This is a genomic window from Winogradskyella aurantiaca (genome assembly GCF_003362725.1).
GTDB classification, from domain to species: Bacteria; Bacteroidota; Bacteroidia; order Flavobacteriales; family Flavobacteriaceae; genus Winogradskyella_A; species Winogradskyella_A aurantiaca.
Genome location: NZ_QKTV01000002.1, coordinates 1 through 26,124, shown reverse-complemented (window position 1 = coordinate 26,124; position 26,124 = coordinate 1). Strand labels below are relative to the sequence as shown.

Here is a 26,124-nt window from a genome sequence, read left to right as displayed (position 1 = left end):
AGGTACAATTTTTAGATCAGAAGTATGTTCTTATATCAGACCTATAATCAATATTAATTCATTTATTGTTTACCGTGAAGCCCTTTTTATCATTTATTCCGGAAATCTATTTTCTCACCATCATCCTTTTGGCTGGCTACACTCCACCATTTTCCTATAATCCTACATTATTCGTGTTGGCTTTATTGGTGGCTGCCCAATTAGTGCTTAGAAACCGAGTTTATGGCATACTTATGGCCTCAGCTTTTTTTCTAACCAACATTTTGTTTTTAGCTGCGGTATTGTCCGAGTTCAACGAGTTTATATCCATAAATAAAAATGCGTATCAACTGATAATAATCGGGTCGATTATTTTTCTTTTGAATCTGTTGATGTCATTGGCTATGTTTTTTAAGTATGTGAGGATGACACGTATTAAGAAATTTGAAAAGACTGAGTCAATACGCTAATTATTTGTTCTTATCTGGGAAGCTTGTTAGTGTAAACCCAAGTGTTAAAAACTGATCATCTTGTTTTTGACCTGCTATAACTATGCGTTCGGAGGTATGGAGGTAATTAATTTTAAAGCTTAGATACTTCCATATGGGAAAGTTTAAACTTAAATCTGCACTCCACCTAAAGTTATTGCGATCCAGGACAGATGGTTGAAAATACATTTCATGTGCAAGGATCATGGCTTTTTTAAAAAAGTAGTATTTCCCATTAATCCAAATAGTGGCACGCCAGGTGTCGATGGTTCTATCACCGTTGTATTGCTCGTAGTTAAACTCAGCACTTTTATAATTGGTAAACTCAAATTCCGATGTTAGAGAAAACTTTAGGAAATTCTGTTTCTTTTTATAAACTTCAAACGAAGCACCACCACCCACAATGTATCTAACGTCAATCTGTCTTCTAAAATTAGAACTAACAAATCCTAAGGCTAACGGGTAAATCTTTCTTTTCGGGTTGAAATAAAGGAAATTAAGCGACAGTATATCCTCATCCGCTTTTTCTTTTCCGAATTCCTGATAGATATATGAATTCTGAGTTTTAAAAACGGTTTTACCCCAAAGTTCCGTACTAAAGTCGGCACGTGCTCTAAATATGAGTGTTTGAACATTACCACCCTGCCAAAGACCGGTCAAAGATAGACTGGCTTTAGTCTTTAAAGAGTCGCTCTCGTTTAACTGAGCGGAGGCTAGAAATGGGAAACAAAGAAGAATATAACAAAGGGCCTTCATAAGCTCTTAGTTTAAACCAGCAATTTTTTCAATCGCGAAAATAAATAATTATACCCTATTAAAACGATGTTATAACTTAATAAATTAGGTGTGGTTGTTAGCATTTAATTGTAATTTAAGCGTTTAAAAATCAATGTAATGAAGAAGATTTTAAACATTATATGTGTTGTTTTAATGATTCAAACTGGTTTGTATGCCCAACAGATAATTGAGTTAGGCTCGAGGCAAAGTATGGGCATTACCGGCAAGGGGCCAGGTCAAGATGGGGCTATTAATCCTTATACGGATGATCTAAGTATGGGTATTATCAAAAACTTAGGAGATAACCCGTTTTTTGTTCGCATAGAAGAGAATGGCAAAATACTCGCTGAGGTTGAAGTTCCCGTTAAAGAAAAGAAGGGGTTTTTTTTGAAGCCTGGATTTGAAATGTATTTTGATTCTAACAAACCAACAAAAGCTAAAGTGACATTTAAAAAGTACAAGAAATGAAAGAGCAAAACTACCCGAGATCGTTTTCTCATATAGGGATTACCGTTCCAGATATCAATAAAGCCGTTAAATTTTATAATGAGGTTATGGGCTGGTATCTTATTATGGCACCTTCAACCGTTAAAAAAGAACGTGAGACAGCCATTGGACAAATGTGCATCGATGTGTTTGGCGAAGACTGGGAACAGTTTGATATTGCGCATATGGCCACCTCAGATGGTATAGGTATTGAGTTATTTAGCTTTCCGCATGGAGTAAAAGAGGCGCCAGAGTTTAACCCTTTTAATACGGGGCTTTTTCATTTTTGTGTTCAGGATCCTGATATAGAAGGCCTGACTAAAAAAATCGTAGATCACGGGGGTAAACAGCGTATGCCTATAAGAACCTATTATCCGGGTGAAAAGCCCTATCAGATGGTATACGTAGAGGATCCCTTTGGAATTGTATTTGAGATATACACCCACAGTTATGAGCTGACTTATTCATCTGGGGCCTATCAAGAATAAAATGTTTTGATAGAACCCTTTTTCAGAAAGTACTACTTTAGTCAAATGATGCGATTACCACTACTTTTTCTTGGATTGGCCATGTGCCTGTTGCAGTTTTGTCATGCACAATTGCAGTATGAGTTTGACACAGTACTTCGCTATGAATCAGAACAACAAGGTACGGAAGCATCCTCCGGAACACGTATTATACTAGCCAATTCGGGAGATAATTCCATTATTGCTAGGGTAGATACCTCAGAACAGAAAAGCAATCGCATAGAGTTTAGAGATAACAACTTATTGACGGCTTCAGCAACTGTTTCTAAGTTTATTTATTCCAGTGGGGTGGATGTTGTGGTGAAGTGTGAAGATGTTAAAAAGTGGGATCCCTATTTTATGGAGCGTCCCATGGATTATAATCACTTTGTGACTGACACGGTAATAAAAGCTAAGCGTGTTAAGAAAATAACTATTCTTAATACCAACGAGGTCGATCAGTCCTTTGCCAAGAAAATCTATGTCTTTGATTATAATTATCCAGATCATATGCCACCATTTTTAGATCCCGACACTTATGAATATTGGTTTGAGACTCGATTTACCGATAGTGGGTTAGTTTTGTCTAAGACAGTATTAGACAAGAATGCTGCGATTATAAGTCGGTTTACGCTAGCGGAAGTAAAACAAGTCAAGCGTAAATTGGTGATACCTAAGAAGTGTCAAATCTAAAAAGAATTGATTAACACAATCTATCTTTTTGACCGGTCAAATGATGATATTTCAAGAAATTTTATGATTATTATCACCTTGTTAAAAGGCAGGTTTCCGTATCTTAGATAAATAGAAAAACAATAAATGACGTGATCTTATGACAGTGAATTTTCAATATGTAAATACCGACGTTAGTGCAACACTTTCAGCATTTACTGAAGAAAAGCTTCAGAAATTAGCTGAGAAATTTGAATTCTTAATATCTGCTCAGGTGTACATCAAACATGATGATAAAGACCATGAAGCAGGAAAAATTTGTAATATAGAATTGAGTCTTCCGGGACCAAGACTCTATGCGACCTCTAATGAGCATTCGTATGAGCTGGCAGTATCGGAAACTATTAGCGATTTGAATCGTCAGTTGAAAAAGCGCAAAGAAGTATTTAAGACCTATTAAACTTCCGGCGCAAAATTTTTAGAGGGTTTGCTATTTATCTATGGTGATAGGGTTCATTCCTTAAAATAGTAAACCCTCTATATATTTGTTCGATTGCGAACAAGCGCACCATCTGGTGTGAGAATGTCATTTTTGACAGACTGAGTTGTCCTTTCGCTGCCTGATACATTTCTTCTGAAAAACCATAGGGCCCTCCAATCACAAACACCAGGCGTTTGATGCCTGAGTTCATATGTTTTTGCAAGTATTTAGAAAATAGCACTGAACTGTAGTCTTTTCCATTTTCATCGAGTAGAACTATCACATCTGTATTCTGAATTTTCTTAAGTATGAGCTCACCTTCTCGCTTTTTTTGTTCGGTCTCGGAGAGGTTCTTGGCGTTTTTAATATCTGGAATAACATCCAGTTCAAATTTTACGTAGTGTTTTAAACGCCTGGAATAGTCTTCAATTAAAGATTGAAGCTGTTTATTATCGGTTTTTCCTATGGCTAGAAGTGAAATAGTCATTCAAAATAAATGAAATCAAAGCTACCAATAATTCGGGAGTTTTAAGGTTATAGGTGGTTTGAATTCGGTTTCCAATTCCTATTTTTACATAAAATTCCACATGATTTCCGAAGCACAATTTCAAAACGAGCTCTATCTCATTATTACCAATGCCATACGAGAAGATATTGGTGATGGCGACCATAGTTCCCTGGCCTGTATCCCAAAGGATGCCAAGGGTAAGGCGAAGCTGTTAGTTAAAGATGAAGGCATTATAGCGGGTGTTGATTTTGCAAAGAAGGTATTTCACTATGTGGATTCTGATATGACAATTGAGACGTTGATTCCAGATGGAAGTAAGGTATCACATGGGGATATTGTCTTTTATGTGGAGGGTGCATCACAGTCCATTCTTAAGTCTGAGCGGTTAGTATTAAACGCTATGCAGCGTATGAGCGCCATTGCAACCAAAACCCAATCGTTTGTCAAATTGTTGGAAGGTACCAACACCAAGATTTTAGATACCAGAAAAACCACCCCTGGAATTAGAGCCCTCGAAAAATGGGCTGTTAAAATTGGTGGTGGTGAAAATCATAGGTTTGCGCTTTATGATATGATCATGTTAAAAGACAACCATATTGATTTTTCGGGAGGAATCACTGAGGCCATAGAAAAAACTAAAAACTATCTGAGATCCCATGACTTGGATCTCAAAATTATTGTAGAGGCAAGGAACCTAGATGAAATAGATGAAATCCTGAAGTCTGATGGCGTCTATCGTATTCTTATTGATAACTTTAATTTTGACGAAACGAGAGAAGCGGTTAAACGCATTGGTAATAAATGTCTCACAGAATCTTCAGGTGGAATCACAGAATCAACTATAAGATCATATGCTGAATGTGGCGTAAATTATATCTCATCTGGGGCGTTGACACATTCTGTTTATAATATGGATTTAAGTTTAAAAGCAGTTTAGCCTATGTCCAAACGTGTAGAAGAGGTTCTGGATAAAATCCCCATTTTAAAATATATAGTACGGTTTTTAAAATCAATTAAACTACCGGGATTAGAAGGGCTATCAATCTATGATCTGCTTGAATTATACACTGTTGGGATAGTAGAAGGAACGCTTACTACGAGAGCCAGTGCCATTGCGTTTAATTTTTTCACGGCTATATTTCCGTTTTTACTCTTTGTAATCATTATTATCCCAAACATCACGATTCCTGGTTTTCAAGAAGATTTTTTGTCTTTCTTAGATTCTATTTTACCCCCACAAACCTCAGAGTTTTTTAACCAGAATATTTTTGAGAATATCAATAAAAATAGGGGGGCAGGACTGGTGTCCTCAGTCTTTGTATTATCACTTTTTTTGATGGCCAATGGTGTGAATTCTGTTTTTACGAGCTTTGAAACATCATACCACGATGTATTGACCCGTAATCTTTTTAGGCAATACTTATATGCACTTGGCGTATCACTTATTTTAGTCTTGCTATTGATACTTACCGTTGCGGTGAGTGGCTATGTTCAAATTTACATACTGGCTCCTATTTATGATGCAGCATTTGATGAAGACATAAATCAGTCAGGTTTAGGTTGGATTCAGGCCTTAAAATATCTGTTTTATGTGATCATGGTTTATATAGCTACAGCGACCTTGTACTATTTTGGAACCCGTGAGGGTAAGCATACCAGGTTTTTTTCAGTTGGAGCACTCCTTACAACTATCTTAATAATCATCACTTCTTACTTCTTTGGAGTATATATTGAATCCTTTTCAAAATACAACGAACTCTATGGTTCTATTGGGGCTTTATTGATTCTTCTATTATATTTATGGCTCAATTCCAATATCCTGTTACTGGGATACGAATTAAACGTCACGCTAAGAGTATTACATCAACAACACCAAAATTCAAATGAATAAATTACTAGTTATCATAGCAGCCCTTATAACCGTTCAATTATCAAATGCTCAGGATATATTAGGAAAGTGGCGTACCATTGATGATGAAACCGGTGAGCCGAAATCCATTGTTAATCTTTATGAAAAAGATGGGAAGCTTTACGGGGATATTATAGAGATTCTGAACCCTGATAAAGTGAACTCTGTTTGTTCTAAATGCGAAGGAGAGCTCAAAGACAAACCCATTATGGGTATGACCATAATAAATAGTATGGTTAAAGATGACGATATCTATGAAAATGGGACTATTGTTAATCCTTCAACAGGTAAAACTTATAAGTGCCGATTAAAACTTGAAGAAGCTAATAAGCTTCAGGTAAGAGGTTATGTGGCATTCTTCTACAAAACTCAATATTGGGAGCGCGTTAAATAATGGCCTTATTTGCGGATGTTATCCTTCCACTTCCATTAAGACGTCTGTTCACTTACAGAGTAGAGGACGATCAAATTGGTAGTATTGAAAAGGGACAGCGAGTGGCCGTCCCCTTTGGTAAATCCAAACTCTATACCGCAATAGTTTATGCATTACACGAGGTTGAACCTCAAGCCTACGAGGCAAAGCCTGTTTATACCATTCTGGATAAGACGGCATCGGTTACTGAAGACCAAATTAAATTCTGGAATTGGTTGTCCTCATACTACATGTGTTCGCTTGGTGAAGTTATGCGTGCAGCTATGCCAAGTGGATTATTACTAAGTAGTGAATCGATTATTGTAAAGCCCGAATACTTAGACCTTTCGGATCGTGATTTAACTGATAATGAATTTTTACTGTTAGAGGCTTTGACCTACCAGTCTCAATTATCTATTAATGAGATTTCTGATATTTTAAATAGAAAACATGTGCTTCCCATTATTCACTCAATGGTTAATAAGGGATTAATTGAACTACATGAGCAGTTGCAGGAGCGATATAAGCCAAAAATGGTACGCTATGTGCAACTACATCCAACCTACAGATTCGAAGAACACTTACAAGAACTTCTAGACATTCTTAATCGAGCTCCCAAACAACGCGCTGTGGTCTTATCATTATTTCAGCTAAATGGGGCAAAAGAACTTGTCAAGGTTAAATCCTTGCTTGAAGTTTCAAATAGCAGCTCCACCATAGTAAAATCATTAATTGACAAACAGATTGTTGAAGAGTTCTTTCTTGAATCCTCCAGGATAAAGGAAGGGGAGATGGCTCATGGTGAATCGCCACAACTCAATGCAGAACAACAACAAGCCTTTGAATCTGTGGAAGAGGGGTTTGAAGATGGTAAAATAGTTCTGTTACATGGTGTTACCTCTTCTGGTAAAACCGAGTTGTATATCAAGGCTATAGAGCAAACTCTGCAGCAACAAAAGCAGGCTTTATATTTAGTTCCGGAAATTGCACTCACCACGCAATTGGTCAAACGATTGGAACAGCGTTTTGGGGATCAGGTCCTGGTCTTCCACTCCAAATACTCTTCTAATGAACGCCTTGAAGTATGGCAGAAACTATTAGAAGAAGGAAAAGGCAAAGTAGTAATAGGGGCCAGATCCTCTGTATTTTTGCCTTATGAGAATCTTGATTTGGTTATCATTGATGAGGAGCATGAGGTGTCTTACAAGCAATTTGATCCAGCTCCTAGATATCATGCCAGAGATGCGGCCATAGTTTTGGGCAGGCAGTTTAATTCTAAGGTTTTATTGGGATCAGCCACACCTAGTATGGAAAGCTATTTTAACGCAACCAATGGTAAATATCATTTGGTAGAAATGACCAAGCGTTTTAATAATGTATTAATGCCGGATATTGAATTGGTAGACCTGGCAGATAAATACAAGCGTAAACGAATGACAGGGCATTTTTCCGATCGCCTTATTGAGGAAATGACCGAAACGCTGGATCAGAACTTTCAAATTATCTTATTTCAAAATCGTAGGGGATTTTCGCCAATCTTAGAATGCCTTACTTGCGGTCATTCACCGCAATGTCCTAATTGCGATGTTAGTTTAACCTATCATCAATACAAAAATCAACTTCGTTGTCATTACTGTGGTTTTAATAAGCCCAAAATGTCCAATTGTGAGGCCTGTGGTAATGCAAGCCTTGATACTAAAGGGTTTGGTACTCAACAAGTGGAGGCCGAGGTAAAGGAGTTATTCCCTAAGGCAAAGGTGGCTAGAATGGATCTGGATACCACAAGGGGAAAATACAGCTTCGAAAAACTCATAGAGCGCTTTGAAGATAAAGAGATAGACATATTAGTTGGCACTCAGATGGTCACCAAAGGACTGGATTTTAGAGATGTGAAACTCGTAGGGGTTCTCAATGCTGATAACCTTCTCAATTTTCCTGATTTTAGAGCACATGAACGCTGTTATCAGTTATTATCTCAGGTTTCTGGCCGGTCGGGTAGAACAGATGAGCGTGGTAAAGTGATTATCCAAACTTATAACCCCTACCATAACATTCTGCAACAGGTCTCTGTTAACGATTATAGTTCTATGTTCAAGGAGCAGATGAACGATCGCCATCAGTTTCATTACCCACCAATTTATAGAACTATAAAAATCAGTTTAAGGCACCGGAATGCAGACTTAGTTAATATGGCTTCAGAGTGGTTTGCCAAATCGTTGCGAAACGCCTTAAAGGCCGGGGTACTTGGTCCTGAGTTTCCTCCTATTTCCAGAATTAGAAACCAGTATCATAAGAATATCATGGTGAAAATTGCTCCAGACAGGTCTCTATTAAAAACGAAAGAAGCCATTCTGAAAATTGAGAATAGCTTCTTAAGTATAAAAGATTTTAGGGCTGTGCGCGTAGTTATAAACGTTGACAGTTATTAAGACTACATGTTGTTTAGGGCATCAACAAGTTGTGTCTTTTTGTTTCTACTTAAAGGTATTTCGTAAGCACCAACTTCAACATTCTTACTATTAAATCTATCTATCTTATCTAAGTTGACAATGTATGATTTGTGGATTCTTAAGAACTTTCCTTCTGGTAGTTCTTTTTCAAAAGCCTTCATTGTAGATAAAACAACAAGGCTATTTTCTTCTGTTACCACTTTTACATAATCGCCAAGAGCTTCAATCCATTTGATATCTCTTATGTATACCTTACGTTTTTTAAGGTTACTTTTTACGAAGATATGCTCACCATCAGCTTCGTTAAAATCAAGCTTTAATTTATGTTGCTCAATTGCTTTTTCAACAGCAGTATTAAAACGTTCTCTGGTAATGGGCTTTTGAAGGTAGTCTGTAGCATCGTAATTAAATGCTTTAAAAGCATATTCGGTTTTACCCGTTACGAAAATAATTTGAGGCTTGTTGTTGAGGACATCCAAAAGCTCAAAACCATTTAATACTGGCATCTCAATATCAAGGAAGATTAAATCTACCTTGTGTGTATTGAGACCGTTCTTGGTTTCCAACGCACTGCTATACTCGGCAATTAAATTGAGGGACGAATGATTTTCAATTAACTTGACGATTGAGAGGCGTTGAATTGCAGAGTCATCAACTACTACACAGTTTAAAGTCATAACATTTATTTTATTAGGTTAAGATATTCGACAATACTACGAAAAATTCGGATAAAAACCAAAAAACTCCGACAAAGTGTAATTATTTCTATCCAATTTTAGAAAATTCACACAACGAAAACAGTTGTTTTACAGGCTTAATTTCAATCGTAATTTATTGGAAGACTTACAAATAATATGTACTTTTGCACCCGCTTTTAATAATTTAATAAAAAAGTATTATGAATCATTATGAAACTGTTTTCATCTTGAATCCCGTTTTATCTGAAGAACAGATAAAGGAAACAGTAAAGAAATATGAGGACTTTCTCGTTTCTCGTGGAGCCAAGATGATCGCCAAGGAAGATTGGGGACTGAAAAAGTTAGCCTATCCAATCCAGAACAAAAAAAGTGGTTTTTACCACTTATTTGAATACACTGTACCAGGTGAAGTAATTTCTCCACTTGAGTTAGAATTCAGAAGAGATGAGCGTTTTATGCGTTACTTAACTGTAAAACTAGACAAGCATGCTATTGCTTGGGCTGAAAAGAGAAGAGAAAGAAATAAACAAAAAGCGTAATCATGTCATCTATAGAACAACAAGCTAAAGGTAAAAAGGATGGGGAAATCAGATATTTAACCCCATTAAACATAGAGACTGCTAAGCAGAAGAAATACTGCCGATTCAAGAAATCTGGTATTAAGTATATTGACTACAAAGACCCAGAATTCTTAATTAAGTTCGTCAATGAGCAGGGAAAATTACTTCCGAGAAGATTAACTGGAACATCTTTAAAGTATCAAAGAAAAGTGTCTGTTGCAGTTAAAAGAGCGAGACATTTGGCTTTAATGCCTTACGTTGGAGATTTACTAAAATAAAACATCATAACTATGGAACTTATATTAAAACAAGACGTAGAGAACCTTGGGTTTAAAGACGATATTGTAACAGTTAAGAACGGTTATGGTAGAAATTATTTAATTCCACAAGGACAGGCAGTTTTAGCAACACCATCTGCAAAGAAGGTATTAGCTGAGAACTTAAGACAAAGAGCATTTAAAGAACAAAAGTTGATTGACGATGCTAAAACTACAGCTGAAGCATTATCCGCTTTAGAAATCAAGATAGCTTCTAAGGTGGGCTCTGGTGATAAACTTTTTGGTTCTGTCAATAACATTGACTTAGCTGACGCCCTTAATAAGGCCGGACATGAATTGGATAAGAAATTCATTAAGGTTGTGGGTGGAAATGTGAAGCGTTTAGGAAAGTACAACGCCAGCATTAGATTGCACAGAGAAGTAACAGTAGATTTACCATTTGAGGTTATACCAGAAAAGGCATAATTCTACGTAAATTATATCTAATCAATAAAACCGCCTAAAGGCGGTTTTTTATTTCTAAAAGCTGAGTTTTATCAGATAGTAGTAATGTACCTTGCAGTACTTTTGAGGCTTTAAATAAAATACCTATGAATGCGTTGCGAACTATTGTTCTTGTAATGGCCTTAATCCTAACGTATGGCACATCTCATTCTCAAGAGTTACCTGAGAAGGTGATTAATGAGAATGTCCAGTTTTGGATTTCAACCAATAATGTATTTAGAATTTCTGAACGCTGGGCTATTCTTAACGATATTCATGTTAGACGTACCGATTTTGTGGCCAAGCCCAATTTTTATTTTATCCGTTTTGGTGGGCAGTATTACATTAAGCCTAATATTAGATTAGCGGGAGGATATGCTCATTTATGGCTAACCCCTTCTGGTAGTTGGGATGCCTATCAAAATGAAAATAGGATTTATCAGCAGTTTAGTATTTCGCAAAAGTTTCCAAAACTCAATGCCTTTTTCCGTTTAAGAACGGAGCAGCGTTTTTTCAATAATGTGGTCAACGGCCAATCTCTAAATGATGACTTTCTTATTCATAGGGTTCGTTTTTTAATTAGTGGTGGTATCCCTTTTAAAGAAGGTAGCAGAACAGAATTAATGATAGCCAATGAAATCCATTTGAACTTTGGTAAAAATGTCGTTTACAATACCTTTAATCAAAACCGATTAACACTAGGGATTCGTCATAAACTGAACGATCAATGGAAGTTTGATTGTGGTTATATGCTGGTATATCAACAATTGGCTGTCGGAAATGTGTACAATCTAAATCATACTATTCGACTATTTTTCTATGGGAATTTTGATTTCAGAAAAAATAAAGCCACTAAGATCGATGAAATCCGACATGGGGAAGAATAACTAAAAACATTCAGTTTACTAAAAAATGAAATTTGCAAGACTAACAAAAGAACAGTTTGAAGAGTTGCATGAGGAGTTTATTAATTTCCTAGCCACTCAGTCCATTACAGCCGACGAGTGGAAGGATATTAAGTCCAATAAGCCAGAAGTAGCAGAGCAGGAGTTAGATGTCTTTAGTGATTTAGTTTGGCATGGTGTGCTTGAAAAAGTTAATTACCTGGAGCATATTTCAAAAGATCAGATTCACTTGTTCCATTGTCAAGAAACCCAGATAGCATTAATAGCGGTCGTTGTAAAGAACGATGAAATTGACCTCACCACTCCCGAAGGATATCACTGGCTTAGACAAAACTTGATGGCTAAGGAAGTTGAGTTTTTCGATGCTACCAAAAACTATGAGGAAGAACGTGCTCTAGATATATTCAGACTTATTAGAAAAGGAGCTGTTATCACCAAAGGGGAACTCTTTCAATATTTTGATGAGTTAATCCACTAATTATTCATAGCGTAAGGACTCAATAGGGTCAAGTTTAGCTGCTTTTGTAGACGGGTACACACCCGAAATAACTGCAACAATAAAGGCAATGGTACTCGCCCATAACATGGCTACCCATGGAATGGAAAAGGTGAGGTCAAAACCTGCAGCGATTCCCCATCCAATCAATATGCCAAGTAGAATTCCCAGCGCAGCACCAAACTGCCCCACTAAAACAGTTTCAATAAAAAACTGCATGGCAATGGTTTTACGCTTGGCACCCAAGGCTTTTCTTACCCCAATTTCACGAGTCCGTTCTGTTACCGAAACTAACATTATGTTCATTAGTGCTATGGTTGAACCAAAAATGGTTATGATACTAATTATCCAAGCTGCCACGTATAGATAGCTAGTGATACTTCCAACGCGCTGAAGTAAATCGTCACTTCTAACAATGCCAAAATTGTTATCCTCTATAGGGCTAAGGGCTCTTATATTTCTAAACATTATAACAGCTTCATCTTGAGCTCCGGCCATCATTTCACTTTTGTCTACGCGTACACTAATTCTATAATTAACACGCGGACTAGTAAAGATGGCTCTCGCTTTTTGATATGGGATGATGGCAATTAAATCCTGATTATTGCCAAAGGTTGATCCTTTAGACTCTAGTACTCCCACAACTGTAAACTTAGAGCCCCGAATGCTAATGGACTTGTTTAATGGATTTTCATCCGGAAACAAAGCCTTGGCCAAATCACTACCTATCACTGTTACGCTATTGCTATTGGAAGAATCAAATACATTCAAACCACGTCCAGACTCCAGGTCTAACCCGGAATTTCCAATATAATGCTCATTAGCACCAATTACTGCTACTTCCGGATCGGTTTTTTTATTCTCATACTTCACCTCGGCGGCATTAGTTCCATAAAATGATAAAGAAGTACGAGCAGAAGGGAAGTTATAGGTGTCAATAAATTCTTTAGCGTCTCTGTAGCTAATAACTGGATTGATCTTTGTTCGGCCACGATTTCTACTATTACCAGTCTGAACTCTCACAGTCAACTCATATCGTTGAATGTTAAACGTATTGGCCCCCATGGACGAAAAGTCACTTGAAATAGTATTTTCTAGTGCATTAATACCACTTAAAATACCGACCAGAGCCATTATTCCAATGGCGATAATAACGACAGTTAAAATGGTTCTCAGAAGTTGGCTCTTAACTGAACCAAGGGCGATTTTAATATTCTCCCTGAATAGTGGAAACATGTAATTATATGGCTTAAGATCTTAGTTGTACTATAAGACTATCAAAGTGCCATAAAGTTACTATAAAATTGAAATTCCTTCTTTTTACGACCTAATTTTATAATATTTTTGTGAGGTCTTAACCTCAGGTAAAGCTGAATACAATTGAATATGGCACAAAAGCCGAGTATCCCAAAAGGGACGAGAGATTTTAATTCTGAACAAGTTGCAAAACGCAATTACATTATAACTACCATTAGAGAAGAGTTTCAGCTGTTTGGCTTTAACCCAATTGAAACTCCTAGTTTTGAAAATTCCCAAACCTTAATGGGCAAATATGGAGATGAAGGGGACAGGCTTATATTTAAAATATTAAATTCAGGGGATTACCTTTCCAAAGTTGATTCGTCGATTCTAAATGATAAGAACAGTTCCGAACTTACATCAAAAATTTCTGAAAAAGCTTTGAGGTATGATTTAACTGTTCCATTTGCCAGGTATGTGGTTCAACATCAGAATGATATTGATCTACCTTTTAAGCGTTATCAAATACAACCAGTTTGGCGTGCAGATCGTCCTCAAAAAGGACGATTTAGAGAGTTTTTTCAATGTGACGCTGATGTTGTTGGATCCAAATCATTATGGCAGGAGGTAGAGTTTATTCAGTTATACGATGGTGTATTCAATAAGCTGAAATTACGAGGTGTTACTATTAAAATCAACAATCGCAAGGTATTATCCGGAATTTCCGAAGTGATTGGAGCCGAAGATCAATTAATAGATTTTACAGTAGCTCTTGATAAATTAGATAAAATCGGAGAGGATAAAGTGAAAGAAGAAATGCTTGCTAAAGGTATTTCTGAGCATGCTATTGAAAAGCTACAACCTTTATTTGACCTGTCTGGATCCTTTGAAGATCAGATAACCGGGTTGAGGGGTCTTTTAAAATCATCTCAAATTGGTCTTGAAGGGGTTGAGGAATTAGAGTTTATTAATAGCGCTATTGCAAACCTCAATTTACAAGCTGCTAAGTTAGAATTAGACGTGACCTTGGCGCGAGGATTAAATTATTATACTGGCGCTATCTTTGAAGTTTCTGCACCTGATGGTGTAAAAATGGGCTCCATTGGTGGAGGTGGTAGATATGATGATCTTACCGGTATTTTTGGTTTAAAAGACATAAGTGGAGTAGGTATAAGTTTTGGTTTGGACCGAATTTATCTGGTATTGGAAGAACTGGAATTATTTCCATCTTCTGTAGTGGCATCAACAAAAATTCTTTTTATAAATTTTGGTAACCAAGAGGCACAGTTTAGCTTACAAGTCATTAATAGACTGCGCAAAGCTGGAATCTCGGCAGAGTTATATCCTGATACAGCTAAACTTAAAAAACAGTTTAATTATGCGGATAAGCGTCAAATACCATTTGTGGGGATTGTTGGTGATTCTGAAATGGCGAGCCAAAAAGTTACTGTAAAAAATATGCGAACTGGCAATCAAGCAACAATATCTATAGATGAGATTGTTTCGCTAGTTCAATAGCCTATCTTCTTAATCCGTCTACAATAAATTTCTTAGTCTGTACGCCACGTTCACTCCGCACGTGAAGAACATATGCGGCCGCTTGAATATTGTAGAATGGGAGCTCATAATAAGTCTGAGGTCTTTCTATGTTGAATGTTTTTACACTCTGTCCAAGCATGTTGAATACTTCAATACTTTGAATTTCAAGACCTTGAGGATTCATGATAACAATCTTGTTTCGTTGACTTGCATAGTAGATGTTGAAGTCCTGATCCTTAGTAGGTTCATTAGTAGAAAGTGAGTTTTGATCCTGAAAAACCACTTCAAATCGACCTACATAATCTCCTGACTCAAGGGTTAGTTCAAATTCTGACTGGTTAATTTGAGTATAAGATTCCTCAACCGCATCGTATATAAATACATCAATCTCATCACTAAAGTTTTCAAGCTCGGTTAATTCAATTTTTACCGTACCAGATGTTTCTAAGTAAATTCCTATTGGGAATCGCTTCATTTCGTCAAAAGCACCAACACCCTGAATAATATAGTTTTTATCTCCAATTATGTAGGCCATGAAATTTGGATAATCATCAATAAACTCGGCATCATATCCATAATTAAATTCTTCAGATGCAGCATTGTCAGGTGTAAATCCTAATAACGAGGGTATAATGGCCCCTTCTGGTGTTGTAAAGTTTAATCGTACGCGCTGAATAATATCTGTTTCTTCGTCTTCTTGTCGTGAAGTAATGTCATCATATTGGTCATTAACGTCGTTTTTAGCCTTAGGGCCTTGTCTAAGGAAAATTGAGGAATTCGGTTCCTCTTTAACGAATACACGCTGGTTATTCCTGAATTCAACTTGCTTGGTTTGTTGTGTGCCAGTTGGTGATCCAACCATAAACCCTTGCCCAACTGGGATATAGCGTTCTGGTCTCAAGTTAATAGCATCACCTAGACCCGCTATTTCACTCGGAGGAGTAGCAGCTTGAGTTCCACCGGTTAAGTTATAACTCGCATAGCCACCAAGATATTCGGCTAAATAGTGTGAATTATTAGTTGTTGACATGCGCCAGAAGTAAAGCGTTCCTTCAATACTCTCCGTGGAGCCAGGATTAGCAGACGAACCAGAAATATTATCCTTGATAAACTCATTAGCATCTAATGCAGAAGGGTAAGGGTTACCTACTAAAGTTCTGTTTTGCCCAGTTGTTCTTGTAGTAAGGGGTACCCCAATAGTACCATTATTAGGTTCTCCTCTAAAGGCGTAATTCTGTTCATCTTCTGTTGTTCCACTTCCTTTTAATGTAAAACCAAGTCCTTTACTGAAAAATCCGGTTTCTCTTTGTTGTACATATCCCCAAATGTTATTAGCATCCTGATCAACAAAATCATAGATCCAGTAAGAACTTAACACCATATTGGTTGGGCTGTAACTTGCGCCTCCCCACCATGGATTCCATGATATTGGTAAGATGTTATTAGGGTCCGTTCCGTTGAATAGAATATCACCCACAGTAAAGCCAGTACCATTAAGATCTGAACTAACTGGGCTTCCCCAAAAATTATAATTGAAGCTACTTTTTGAGCCCTGTTGATCACGTTCTAGATATCCGTTTCCAGTTCTTATGGCCATACTACCATCTCCCTGTAGTAACTGTGATTCTCCAACAAGATCAAGAACCCCATCACCAATCTCTAAATATTTATCAACATAAATGCTTTGCCCATCGCTTGGATTGGAATTTTCAATGTCTAATCTACCATTAAATACATTTAAGCCAAGAACTGCTATGTTTTTGTTTCCTGACGAAACGGAATTATGGATTTTTACAATATTCCAATCAATTGGTGTACCATCAATCCCAGTACTGTTAGGCAGGATATTGACATTACCATTTAACCATGTATTGGAATTAGCCCAAATTCCATCCGATTGTGATTCATAAGGTATTGGTGCGGTTTCAGGCTGAGTGTCAGACATATTTCTTAGTTTTCCAGGAATAGCACCATTAATATCTAAAACTTCACCATTAGTAATATCACCATCATTACCATTTAGTCGATAGTAACCGTCAAGATGCGTCCATTGCAGATTACCGTTAACGTCCAAGCCAAGTTCTCGACCACGAACATTTGCACCGGCGATTTCAATTTCTTGATTCATCATCTCTCTTACCTGATCTTGCGACAAGGCGGTATTCCAGAATTTGATTTCATCAATATAGCCTTCGTAGTAATGGGTAGGGCGTTGTCCTTCTCTATACATACCACCTACCATATTACTGGCTGAGGTAGCCGATGGAGCCGGACCAGAACCTGAGCTCACATTGATTCCATCAATGTAAAGAGTATAGGTACCATTATTATAAACAACTGCTACATGGAACCATCTGTTTCTGTTAATACCAGTTCTTGAAACCACTTTAGTATTGTTGGCATAGAAAGACAATTCATTTTGCACCAGTCTTAGGTCGTATCCATTGCTCATATCCAACGCATTGCGCTTAGAGACTATGGATTGAATGGTGGCATCAGGATAAATCTTTTCTGGTTTTATCCATATTTCAATAGAGAAGTCTGAGGTCGTATAACCAAAGTTATTTCTGAAATCTATGACATCATCAGTTCCATCAAAACTCAAATTAACACCACAGTTTGGTATGGATAACATATAGGAGGTGCTTTCAGTGACACCACATGGGCCCAAATTGTCGATGCTCCAAGTTAACTCATAGTCTTCCCCACTGGCACCATAGAAGGTGGCATTAGGATCTGTACTATCAGAAAAATAATAGCTATTAGGGTCGGCTCCATTAGTAACAGTCCATTGTCCAACCGTTCCAGAGGCTGAAAGTGCAATATCAATCACATCGCAATCAGATGGACTGGTAATGTCTCCAACATTAATTATTGGCTCAACATAAGGGTGAATTTCTATATCAATACTATCCATGGACTCACTACATAAAGCCGAGCCACCTGAGTTGTCAATAGTATAGATTAAAGTAATGGTTCCAGAGTCTGTTGCTCCAATATTGTAGGTGGCAATTTCTGGGGCATTAACTAGATCTGCAACAGTGAATGAACCACTTGCTGGGTCACCATTGATATCTACGGCAGTCCAGGTACCAGCTGGTACGGTTTGCGCACCAAAGGAGGTTAAAGCCTCAATGGCAATTGAGGATTCTGATCCACATATGATACGTGAGTCATCCTCTATATCCACTAGGGGCTTTGGTTCAATAATGATAGTCCCTGAAACAATTTCGTTACTGGTGCAACCACCAGATGTTTCAATCGTGTAACTATAAGAACCAGGTTCATCAATCTCTCCTGTAATGTTATAGATTACACCATTAAAATCTTCGGTAATTCCATCGGGTCGTGCAATAGGAGAGCCATCCTTGGTCCAGGTGACATCAAGACCTTGAAGATTTCCATCATCATCATAACTTAATCCAGCACCAATACTGTAACTAATTGGGTCAATTTCGGTATTGGTACAAATGTCTTGAGTCTCAGTTTCTAGTGATGATTCTAAATCGATAAATGTTGAGAGTGTGGCAAAAGAAATATCATCTATGGCATAATCATTTCCACCTGGCGATGGGTTTTTATTAACGATAGCGATGTTAACAAACGTATCGGAAGGTCCGGATGTCCACGTACCATAGAATCGACCCCAGTTGTCACATTCTGGACCGCTTCCACATCTCGGTGGTGGTTGGACATCTGTTCCGACTAATTGTCCGTTTACCTCAAATTGAAGTCTTGGTGCATTGCCATTAACAAGACGCATTGTCCAAGCCGAAAAATAATAAGTTGTATTTGGTTGAACTGGTGTGTTGTCTTGGCGCCATGCATATGCAATACCAGTATTTGGACAAGGATATGCTTCAGATCCAGAACCACTTAAACATGCATCTCCATTTATAGCCATAAAATATCGAGGCTTCCCATCATTGTTATTGGTATGGTCTCTTCCATGAAAAAAGCGGTGCGTATCATTTGCATCTTCTGTGATAGAATATCCTAAAAGCCCTCCATCTCTCCATAATTCGCCAGTATTGTCAACAATACCTGTGTTTGGATTAATTCGACCAGGCCTATCTTCAACATAAATTTGATCAGAATACCATGAAAATGAACTTGGATCTGTAATATCAACATCAGAAAAAGTTCCATCAATCACCAGTTCTTCAGCAACGCTCATAAATCCAATAGCTGGACAGCCGTTTGGCGCGATACCCAGAACTTCATAGGTTCCCGCAATATCAACATTAATGGTCTCAGTGGTTTCACCAGTACTCCATTCCCAGGTCCAACCTGTAGTGTCAACCCCATTGGTGTCGGGAGATAATTCAACAGTCCCTTGATTGGCAGCGTCTGTTGGACAGTAATTGGCAATAACAGTCAGCTCCGGACTTGGTAGAACCGTTACCGTTATATCTTCTGTGCTTACACAACCTCTGGAGTTTGAGACTGAGAATGTATACGTGGTAGTTTCGGTTGGGTTTACAAATATTGAAATATTTCCATTTGATGGTGTTCCTGCATTGGCAGGCAAACCGGCCGTACTTGCAGGAGTAGCGGTCCACGAATATAAGTAACCTGGATCTGGTGCAGCTCCCTGAATTTGAAAATTATCAATTAATACATCTGAGGACGATCCACCTTGAAATTCCAACCCAATAATTAGGCTTGAATTTGGGTTTGCAGCACCACTTGGTAACGTTCTGTTTCTTCTTGACCAATTATTATTTCTTAGATTATGATTACCACCAAAGTAAACTCTGTTGCCTCCATCTTTTATATAGTACAATCTTAAACGTTTGTAGTTTCTTGAAGCAGCTTCTCTACGAGCATCGTAACGCACTCTAAGGAATCCATAATTATTGAGGTTAGATCCTGTTAATTCGAATTCAAAATGTCTTCTTCTACCTGGATTGACAACACTAGGAATGGAAGTGTTGGCATTTAATCCTGTACCACCTACATTATTTTGGGTAAAGGCTTGTGGTGGTGTTGATCTACCTGGACCAACTCTTTGGAACGGATAATCTGGACTACTAACCTCACAGTTAATACCAGCTGGTTCCTGACCATCCAATTCGGCAAAGCTATTTCCAGAATTGAAATTATAATTAGCCAGAACAGTAGTGCCCGATGTGGCGTCAGCAACAACTGCATTTAGTTCCGTACTTTCAGCTGAACAAAAGGTGTCTGTTGAAGAGGATGTAAGTTCTATAATTTCAGGAGTTCCATCTATTGTGATCTGGCTGGTTGTATTTGAACAACCTGAAGGAAGTGTGTAAGTAAAGGTTACGGACCCTTCCGAAACACCTGTAACTAAACCAGAATTGGTAACACTTGCAACAGATGGGTTACTACTAGTCCATATACCTCCTGTGTCTGGTAATAATTGATAGGTATCATCCTCACAGAGTGTGGCAGGGAATGTAAGTGTTGGAATGTCAATTACCGAAACATCACCGGTGGTATTGGAACATCCAGTGGTACCGTCTGTATAAGTAAATGTGACCGTACCGATGGCAACTCCCGTTACAACACCATTATTATCAATCGTTGCAATGGAGGTGTCACTACTGGTCCAGGTTCCCCCAGAGGACGGATTAAGATTGATATTACCACCAATACATACTTCATCACCACCACTTAAATCCGGAGGTAAATTGTATGATACTGTTACGGTGTTACTGGTAACTTCATAATTACAGAACCCGGCAAAAAGTATCACATATACTTCATCCCCAAATTGCAGATCAGCAGGCGTAAATGTAGGGCCTGTGGCCCCAGCAACTGGTGAACCTGCCTGATACCATTGGTATGTTGGATTTAGTCCTTCATTTGTAGGTGTGGCAGTGAAGACCACACTTTCATCAATACAAATTGGGAAACTTGGGTTGGCAGATATGCTAACTGTTGCATTGGTGCCTGGATCGATTATGGTTACCGTAGCATCACATGAACTGCTGTTGCCAGCATCGTCCTCTACAGTTAATGTAATTGTATTAACACCAATATCTGCACAGGTAAATAGTGTTTGCGACGCTGTTAAATCAAGACTGGTATCACAATTATCAGTGGATCCACCGTCAATATCGGCTCCAGTTAAAGTGGCGTTTCCAGAATCGTCCAGTGTAAGAGTAATATCCTGACATACTGCTTCTGGCAGTTGCCCATCGGTAATTTCGATATCAAAATTACATGTGGATTGATTAGATCCATCATCGGCTGTGACGTTAACTGTTGTTGTTCCAATTGGAAAATCATAATTAGTGCTAATTGCCGAACCACCAATATCGAAACTTAATGTTGTTGTTGTACAATTGTCCGTGAATGAAACAACAGTGTTTAGGTCAACACTAGTTGTACAGGCATCCAGGTCCGTATTGATCTGCACTACTGAGGATGGGCAGTTTAATATAGGAACTTCATTATCTTCAACAGTAATGGTCTGTTGACAGGTATTAGAATTACCAGAGGTGTCGGTTACCGTCCAGGTGACAATGGTATCTCCTAAAGGGAAAATTGCTGGTGCATCATTCACTAAAGTAAGGTCACCAGTGGTGGTGCAGTTATCAGCTATGGTTGGGTTAACGAGACCAACATTGGCAACCGCTATCCCACAAGTTCCAGAATCGGTATCCACCGCAATATCGGAAGCACAGGTAATACTTGGCAATTCAGTATCATTTACCGTTACTGTAAAAGAACACTGTGCTGTATTTCCACCACCGTCCACGATGGTATATGTTACAGTGGTCACACCAACATTGAATGTGTGGGTTGGTGCATATGGATTTGTTGTTACTGTGGATCCGGAATCAACGGTAGCACCTGTAAACGTCCAATTTATAGTGGATCCTGTACAATCATCAGAGGCAAAAATATCGTAACTCACATCTGCAGTACATACCCCAGTATCATTGTCAACTTCGATATCTGCAGGACAGCTTATTTGAGGGTCTGTAGCATCAACAACTTCTACTGTAAACGATTCGGTGGTTGTATTTCCAGCGGCATCCGTTACTTCAAAGGATAATATGGTAATTCCAATAGGGAATGCATTGGTGACATCTGGTGCGAATCCTGTTCCATCAGTCTGCGTAATGGCAGTTATTGAGCCATCACAGTTGTCAGAGGCCGTTACCGCATAATTAATATTATTATCACAACTGTTGACAATAATATCGTTTGGAACAACTATCTCGGGGAATTCGTCATCCTGAACGGTCACTGTTTGAGTACAAGTATTGGTATTGCCAGAAGCATCTTCCACGGTCCAGGTGACCACAGTGGTTCCTACAGGGAATGATGACGGCGCGTCATTGGTTACAATCAAATCAGTGGATAATGAACAATTGTCCGATACAGTAGGGGTTCCTAGTGAAACCGTTGTGCTACAATCACCAGTGCCGTCACTTGATGATCCAATGGTGATATCGGCTGGACAAGTAATGGTTGGTACACTGGTGTCTACTAGAGTTATGGTTTGCAAACAAGTGGAACTATTTCCATTTGGATCGGTAGCCGTCCAGGTACGTTCTATTACAGAAGCATTTCCAGTACCTGGAATAACAGTGTCAGAATGTGAAACAGTAAGGTTGTTGCTATCGGTTTCACAAATATCTGTGGCCACTGCACTTCCTAGTGCTGCAACAGTGGTATCCTCGTCACACTCTAATGTGACGTCTGACGGGCATACGATTGCAGGCCCGGTAGTATCGCGTACTTCGATTATTTGATTACAAAAGGTGACATTGCCATCAGCATCTGTAATGGTAAAACTTCTCGTAATTGTGTAGTTATTTCCGGTACCATTTGCAACAGCATCGGTATGAGTTATAGTTGGATTGGAATCACAGTTATCTGTCGCGGTGGGCTCGCCTAATGCTGCGATATCAGTTGGATCGCCACACTCCAAGGTGACATTAGGTAAACAATCTACAATTGGTGGGGTGGAATCTTCAACAGTGATAATTTGGTCACAAGTGGATATGTTGTTATTCTCATCTTCCGCAGTCCAAGTTCTTGTTATGACATAGCTATTATCATTAACATCTGCATCTGTTATAACATCAATAAAAGAAATGGTTGGATCGGTACAATTATCTGTTGCGGTTGCAACACCAGTGGCAGCTGAACTTACGTCGCCATCACATTCCACCGTAATATCAGCCGGGCAAGTAATGACTGGAGCTGTTGTGTCTTCAATAGTAATTATTTGATCTAATTCTGTAAAATTCCCATAAATATCTTCAGCTCTCCAGGTTCTAGTAATAACAGAATTGTTGCCTGTGCCTGCCGTAACAACATCAGTTGATGTAATAATGGGGTCAGCATCGCAATTATCAGTCGCGGTAGCAACACCTGTTCCAGAGACTGTTGCAGAACTATCGTCATCACAACTAATAGTGACATTCGCAGGAATAGTAAGGGTAGGTGCTTCATTATCGGTAACAGTCACTTCAAAACTACAGATAGTAGTATAACCTGTATTATCAATGGCGGTATACTCAATAATCGTTGTACCCACCGGGAAGGTTGTCGTGGCTATTCCTCCTGTAATATTAGAGGGTGCCGGACCTTGGGTTTGCGTTACCGTTAGATTAGCGGGGTTACTTAGTGTCGAGCAATCTGAGAATTCAGGGATCGTATAATCAACAACCGCTTCACAAGTACCGGCGTCTACATTAACTGCTATGTCTGCAGGGCATAAATCAATAACCGGAGCACTGGTATCTTCAACTTCAATAATCTGGGTACAGGTATTGGTATTACCCGATTCATCTTCAACGGTCCAGGTCAAGGTATTGTTTCCAACCACAAAGGTGATGTCGGCGAAATTATTGGTAACAATTAAGTCTCCATTAGCCGTACAGTTGTCAGATACCGTTGGACGATTGTTTGAGTTGTCAATAAAACTACTATCAGGAATGATACAATCTGCATTTAGAGAAAGTACAAGCGGTGGTCTACAGCTAATACTTGGAGCAGTATTATCTATTATCGTTACCTCCTTTACGCACTGTGATTCATTTCCAGCATCATCAGTCACGGTGAGGGTTACATTTTGTGTTCCAATATCATCACAATCAAAGGCATATATTGGTTCACCTGCCGTATAAACTTCAAACTCAGCTATCGAAAGATATTCGTTTACAAGTTGTGTTACTCGGACTCTATCCCCAGTTCCACTCACAGTAATATCTATACTCCCCGTAAATGACTGATTTATTGTTTGAGTTCCAACAATATTATTTCCGTCGTACAGATCTACTCTAAAATGGCGAAGTCTATTATTACAACATCCATCTGTTCTTTCCCAAATCTTCATGGCTACAACATCATAATCCTCTTCTAAATCTACTTCCCACCAAGTGTTCAATCTATCGTTAGTATGTGTAATTGTTCCACTACTCCAGTTACCTGCATTATTTCCGTCAACTGCTCTTGATGAAACTCCACCAAAACCGGTAGTTTTTTGTTGTGTTGGTTTACCTAATGCAATATTATTACCATTTGAACTACCTGCACCAGGCCCTGAGAAACCAAGTGTCACATTTCCACAATTATCGGATGATCCATCATCCACATCTGCCGTAGTTAATTGGGCATAGCCATTGTTGTCTAGGGCTAAAGTGATTGGATCAGACTCACAAACTGCTATTGGATCTTCATCATCTTCTACAGTAATAGTAAAGGAGCAAACAGATGAGGTATTTCCTGACGCATCCGTTGCCGTATATTCAATGATGGTATCTCCAACCGGAAATGCATCTCCCGAATTAAGACCTGAAGCGTCAGTTCTGGCGATGGTTACCGCACAGTTGTCCGAAGCTGTTGGAGAGGTCCATGTGGCTATGGCTGTACAATTATTCCCTCCGTCACTTGACGTTTGGATGGTTTGGTCCGACGGACAGTCGTTAATAACTGGATCAATACTGTCCTCTACAGTCACAGTAGCAGTGCCCGTAGCTGTGTTTCCGTTGCCATCGTCTACTGTTAAGGTAACTATGTTAGCTCCTGTGTTATCACAATCAAAAGCATCTGGGGATACACTTACCAAATTTATTGTACCACAAGAGTCTGAAGATCCGTTGTCAATATCATTTACTGTTATTGTAGCATTGCCAGAAGCATCTAACTGAACAGTAATATCCTGTGTGACCACAGTGGGTAGGCCTGTATCAACAACATCAACAGTTCTTGTTACTTCTGTAGCATTATTGCCATTAGCATCGCTAACGTTATAGGTAACGGTGTAGGTACCCACGACATTGGTGTCTACCGTAGAGGCATCAATTATAATGCTTCCAGATAAATCACCATCACAGTTGTCAGAAGCGGACGCACCCAACTCAACATAAGGACTACATGCTTCTATAGTCTGAGGGTTATCACCTATTATAGAAATTACGGGAAGAACAGAATCAAAAATGGTGATTACCTGAGTTCTAGTTGCAGCAACATTACCAGAACTATCCGTAATGTTCCAGGTTCTTGTTATGGTGCCGTTATAAGTGGTGCCACTTAGTGCTGAATCCACACCTGCTACAGTACCACCTGCATCACAGTTATCTGTCCAGTTTAAACTTGTCATGGCTGGTACATCGCCAACACAATTGACGGTAATATCAGCTGGAGCAGCATCAAGGACGGGAATTTCTGTATCGTTAATAGTTATGTCAAATGATACGGAATAGGTATTCGTTGCGTCATCTGTAGCGGTATACGTTACGGTTGTGGTACCCACAGGGAAGGTATCTCCAGGATTATGGGAACTTACAACTCCGGAAATAGTACAATTATCAGATGCTGTTGGTGCAGGCCAGCTAACCACAGCAGAACAAACACCAGAATCTGATCCGAGACTTATGTCTGTTGGAACATTGGTGAATGAAGGGTTGGTAGTATCATCAACAGTAATGGTTTGTGTAACATTAATGGAATTACCAGCCAGGTCAGTAACGCTATAAGTACGTGTAATGACTTCAGGGTTAGAGTTGCCATCCGATACATCGCTAACATGAGCAACGGTGATAGCACCAGAACAGTTATCAGCTTCATCAGAAACAACATCAGTATCTACAGCAGGGATATCCGAGGCACACTGAACATTAACAGCGGCAGGATTAGAGGCTGAAGGGTTGGTAGTATCATCAACAGTAATGGTTTGTGTAACATTAATGGAATTACCAGCCAGGTCAGTAACGCTATAAGTACGTGTAATGACTTCAGGGTTAGAGTTGCCATCCGATACATCGCTA

At 38.7% G+C, this 26,124-nt stretch carries 20 protein-coding genes; 15 read left to right on the top strand and 5 right to left on the bottom strand.

Annotated elements, in window-relative coordinates:
* The first annotated feature begins 74 nt into the window (after positions 1–74).
* On the top strand, positions 75–449 hold the full coding sequence (locus DN064_RS04275; RefSeq protein ID WP_115461401.1) for a hypothetical protein: 375 nt from the start codon (positions 75–77) through the stop codon (positions 447–449).
* On the opposite strand, the gene DN064_RS04270 is transcribed toward DN064_RS04275, so the two are convergent.
* The gene (locus DN064_RS04270; RefSeq protein WP_115461400.1) at positions 450–1,223 is read right to left on the bottom strand and encodes a DUF481 domain-containing protein; all 774 of its coding nucleotides are present in this window, start codon (positions 1,221–1,223) and stop codon (positions 450–452) included.
* A 138-nt stretch (positions 1,224–1,361) separates the two neighbouring features.
* Here DN064_RS04270 and DN064_RS04265 point away from each other — a divergent pair, with 138 nt between their 5' ends.
* From DN064_RS04265 to DN064_RS04250, 4 genes are all read left to right on the top strand, one after another.
* Positions 1,362–1,712 carry a hypothetical protein gene (locus DN064_RS04265; protein ID WP_115461399.1) on the top strand — a complete coding sequence of 117 codons (351 nt, stop codon included), beginning with the start codon at positions 1,362–1,364 and terminating at the stop codon, positions 1,710–1,712.
* A complete protein-coding gene (locus DN064_RS04260) occupies positions 1,709–2,218 on the top strand; it encodes a lactoylglutathione lyase family protein (protein WP_115461398.1) in 510 nt (169 codons plus the stop codon). Before DN064_RS04265 ends, DN064_RS04260 begins: the two co-directional genes overlap by 4 nt.
* Positions 2,219–2,224: 6 nt before the next feature.
* Positions 2,225–2,929 (top strand): hypothetical protein, encoded by a 705-nt coding sequence (locus DN064_RS04255; RefSeq protein WP_157962230.1) that lies wholly within the window; start codon positions 2,225–2,227, stop codon positions 2,927–2,929.
* 139 nt (positions 2,930–3,068) lie between these two features.
* Positions 3,069–3,368, top strand: a complete 300-nt coding sequence (locus DN064_RS04250) for an HPF/RaiA family ribosome-associated protein (RefSeq protein ID WP_115461396.1) — start codon at positions 3,069–3,071, stop codon at positions 3,366–3,368.
* Between the two features lie 34 nt (positions 3,369–3,402).
* On the opposite strand, the gene rlmH is transcribed toward DN064_RS04250, so the two are convergent.
* A complete protein-coding gene (gene rlmH / locus DN064_RS04245) occupies positions 3,403–3,876 on the bottom strand; it encodes a 23S rRNA (pseudouridine(1915)-N(3))-methyltransferase RlmH (protein WP_115461395.1) in 474 nt (157 codons plus the stop codon).
* 100 nt (positions 3,877–3,976) lie between these two features.
* Here rlmH and nadC point away from each other — a divergent pair, with 100 nt between their 5' ends.
* Genes nadC through priA form a run of 4 tightly spaced genes read left to right on the top strand, consistent with a single transcriptional unit; the run spans position 3,977 to position 8,647 of the window.
* Complete coding sequence (nadC, locus tag DN064_RS04240; protein ID WP_115461394.1) at positions 3,977–4,834, top strand: carboxylating nicotinate-nucleotide diphosphorylase; 858 nt, start codon at positions 3,977–3,979, stop codon at positions 4,832–4,834.
* A 3-nt stretch (positions 4,835–4,837) separates the two neighbouring features.
* Complete coding sequence (locus DN064_RS04235) at positions 4,838–5,788, top strand: YihY/virulence factor BrkB family protein (RefSeq protein ID WP_115461393.1); 951 nt, start codon at positions 4,838–4,840, stop codon at positions 5,786–5,788.
* Entirely contained in the window at positions 5,781–6,200 is a 420-nt protein-coding gene (locus DN064_RS04230; RefSeq protein WP_115461392.1) for a DUF2147 domain-containing protein, read from the top strand. Before DN064_RS04235 ends, DN064_RS04230 begins: the two co-directional genes overlap by 8 nt.
* Positions 6,200–8,647, top strand: a complete 2,448-nt coding sequence (gene priA, locus DN064_RS04225; protein WP_115461391.1) for a replication restart helicase PriA — start codon at positions 6,200–6,202, stop codon at positions 8,645–8,647. The genes DN064_RS04230 and priA overlap by 1 nt, the downstream gene beginning before the upstream one ends.
* Before the next feature lie 2 nt (positions 8,648–8,649).
* Here priA and DN064_RS04220 read toward each other — a convergent pair whose 3' ends face one another.
* Positions 8,650–9,345 (bottom strand): LytR/AlgR family response regulator transcription factor, encoded by a 696-nt coding sequence (locus tag DN064_RS04220; RefSeq protein WP_115461390.1) that lies wholly within the window; start codon positions 9,343–9,345, stop codon positions 8,650–8,652.
* Positions 9,346–9,566: 221 nt separating this feature from the next.
* On the opposite strand from DN064_RS04220, the gene rpsF reads away from it, so the two are divergent.
* From rpsF to DN064_RS04195, 5 genes are all read left to right on the top strand, one after another.
* Positions 9,567–9,905, top strand: a complete 339-nt coding sequence (gene rpsF / locus DN064_RS04215) for a 30S ribosomal protein S6 (protein WP_115461389.1) — start codon at positions 9,567–9,569, stop codon at positions 9,903–9,905.
* On the top strand, positions 9,905–10,204 hold the full coding sequence (gene rpsR, locus DN064_RS04210) for a 30S ribosomal protein S18 (protein ID WP_198659407.1): 300 nt from the start codon (positions 9,905–9,907) through the stop codon (positions 10,202–10,204). The genes rpsF and rpsR overlap by 1 nt, the downstream gene beginning before the upstream one ends.
* Positions 10,205–10,216: 12 nt before the next feature.
* Positions 10,217–10,669 (top strand): 50S ribosomal protein L9, encoded by a 453-nt coding sequence (gene rplI / locus DN064_RS04205; protein ID WP_115461387.1) that lies wholly within the window; start codon positions 10,217–10,219, stop codon positions 10,667–10,669.
* A gap of 125 nt (positions 10,670–10,794) precedes the next feature.
* Positions 10,795–11,574, top strand: coding sequence for a DUF2490 domain-containing protein (locus tag DN064_RS04200; protein ID WP_115461386.1), 780 nt, complete (start codon positions 10,795–10,797; stop codon positions 11,572–11,574).
* A gap of 25 nt (positions 11,575–11,599) precedes the next feature.
* Positions 11,600–12,070, top strand: a complete 471-nt coding sequence (locus tag DN064_RS04195; RefSeq protein WP_115461385.1) for a DUF6495 family protein — start codon at positions 11,600–11,602, stop codon at positions 12,068–12,070.
* Here DN064_RS04195 and DN064_RS04190 read toward each other — a convergent pair whose 3' ends face one another.
* Positions 12,071–13,324 carry an ABC transporter permease gene (locus DN064_RS04190; protein ID WP_115461384.1) on the bottom strand — a complete coding sequence of 418 codons (1,254 nt, stop codon included), beginning with the start codon at positions 13,322–13,324 and terminating at the stop codon, positions 12,071–12,073.
* A 150-nt stretch (positions 13,325–13,474) separates the two neighbouring features.
* Here DN064_RS04190 and hisS point away from each other — a divergent pair, with 150 nt between their 5' ends.
* On the top strand, positions 13,475–14,845 hold the full coding sequence (gene hisS, locus DN064_RS04185; RefSeq protein WP_115461736.1) for a histidine--tRNA ligase: 1,371 nt from the start codon (positions 13,475–13,477) through the stop codon (positions 14,843–14,845).
* Position 14,846: 1 nt separating this feature from the next.
* On the opposite strand, the gene DN064_RS04180 is transcribed toward hisS, so the two are convergent.
* Positions 14,847–26,124 (bottom strand): HYR domain-containing protein (locus DN064_RS04180; protein ID WP_115461383.1); only part of this gene is annotated, 11,278 nt, incomplete at its 5' end.

Excerpts from the sequence above, each read along its gene's own strand:
- DN064_RS04270 (WP_115461400.1), bottom strand. The coding sequence starts at position 1,223 with ATGAAGGCCCTTTGTTATATTCTTCTTTGTTTCCCATTTCTAGCCTCC.
- DN064_RS04265 (WP_115461399.1), top strand. The coding sequence starts at position 1,362 with ATGAAGAAGATTTTAAACATTATATGTGTTGTTTTAATGATTCAAACT.
- DN064_RS04260 (WP_115461398.1), top strand. The coding sequence starts at position 1,709 with ATGAAAGAGCAAAACTACCCGAGATCGTTTTCTCATATAGGGATTACC.
- DN064_RS04250 (WP_115461396.1), top strand. The coding sequence starts at position 3,069 with ATGACAGTGAATTTTCAATATGTAAATACCGACGTTAGTGCAACACTT.
- rlmH (WP_115461395.1), bottom strand. The coding sequence starts at position 3,876 with ATGACTATTTCACTTCTAGCCATAGGAAAAACCGATAATAAACAGCTT.
- nadC (WP_115461394.1), top strand. The coding sequence starts at position 3,977 with ATGATTTCCGAAGCACAATTTCAAAACGAGCTCTATCTCATTATTACC.
- DN064_RS04235 (WP_115461393.1), top strand. The coding sequence starts at position 4,838 with ATGTCCAAACGTGTAGAAGAGGTTCTGGATAAAATCCCCATTTTAAAA.
- DN064_RS04230 (WP_115461392.1), top strand. The coding sequence starts at position 5,781 with ATGAATAAATTACTAGTTATCATAGCAGCCCTTATAACCGTTCAATTA.
- priA (WP_115461391.1), top strand. The coding sequence starts at position 6,200 with ATGGCCTTATTTGCGGATGTTATCCTTCCACTTCCATTAAGACGTCTG.
- DN064_RS04220 (WP_115461390.1), bottom strand. The coding sequence starts at position 9,345 with ATGACTTTAAACTGTGTAGTAGTTGATGACTCTGCAATTCAACGCCTC.
- rpsF (WP_115461389.1), top strand. The coding sequence starts at position 9,567 with ATGAATCATTATGAAACTGTTTTCATCTTGAATCCCGTTTTATCTGAA.
- rplI (WP_115461387.1), top strand. The coding sequence starts at position 10,217 with ATGGAACTTATATTAAAACAAGACGTAGAGAACCTTGGGTTTAAAGAC.
- DN064_RS04200 (WP_115461386.1), top strand. The coding sequence starts at position 10,795 with ATGAATGCGTTGCGAACTATTGTTCTTGTAATGGCCTTAATCCTAACG.
- DN064_RS04195 (WP_115461385.1), top strand. The coding sequence starts at position 11,600 with ATGAAATTTGCAAGACTAACAAAAGAACAGTTTGAAGAGTTGCATGAG.
- DN064_RS04190 (WP_115461384.1), bottom strand. The coding sequence starts at position 13,324 with ATGTTTCCACTATTCAGGGAGAATATTAAAATCGCCCTTGGTTCAGTT.
- hisS (WP_115461736.1), top strand. The coding sequence starts at position 13,475 with ATGGCACAAAAGCCGAGTATCCCAAAAGGGACGAGAGATTTTAATTCT.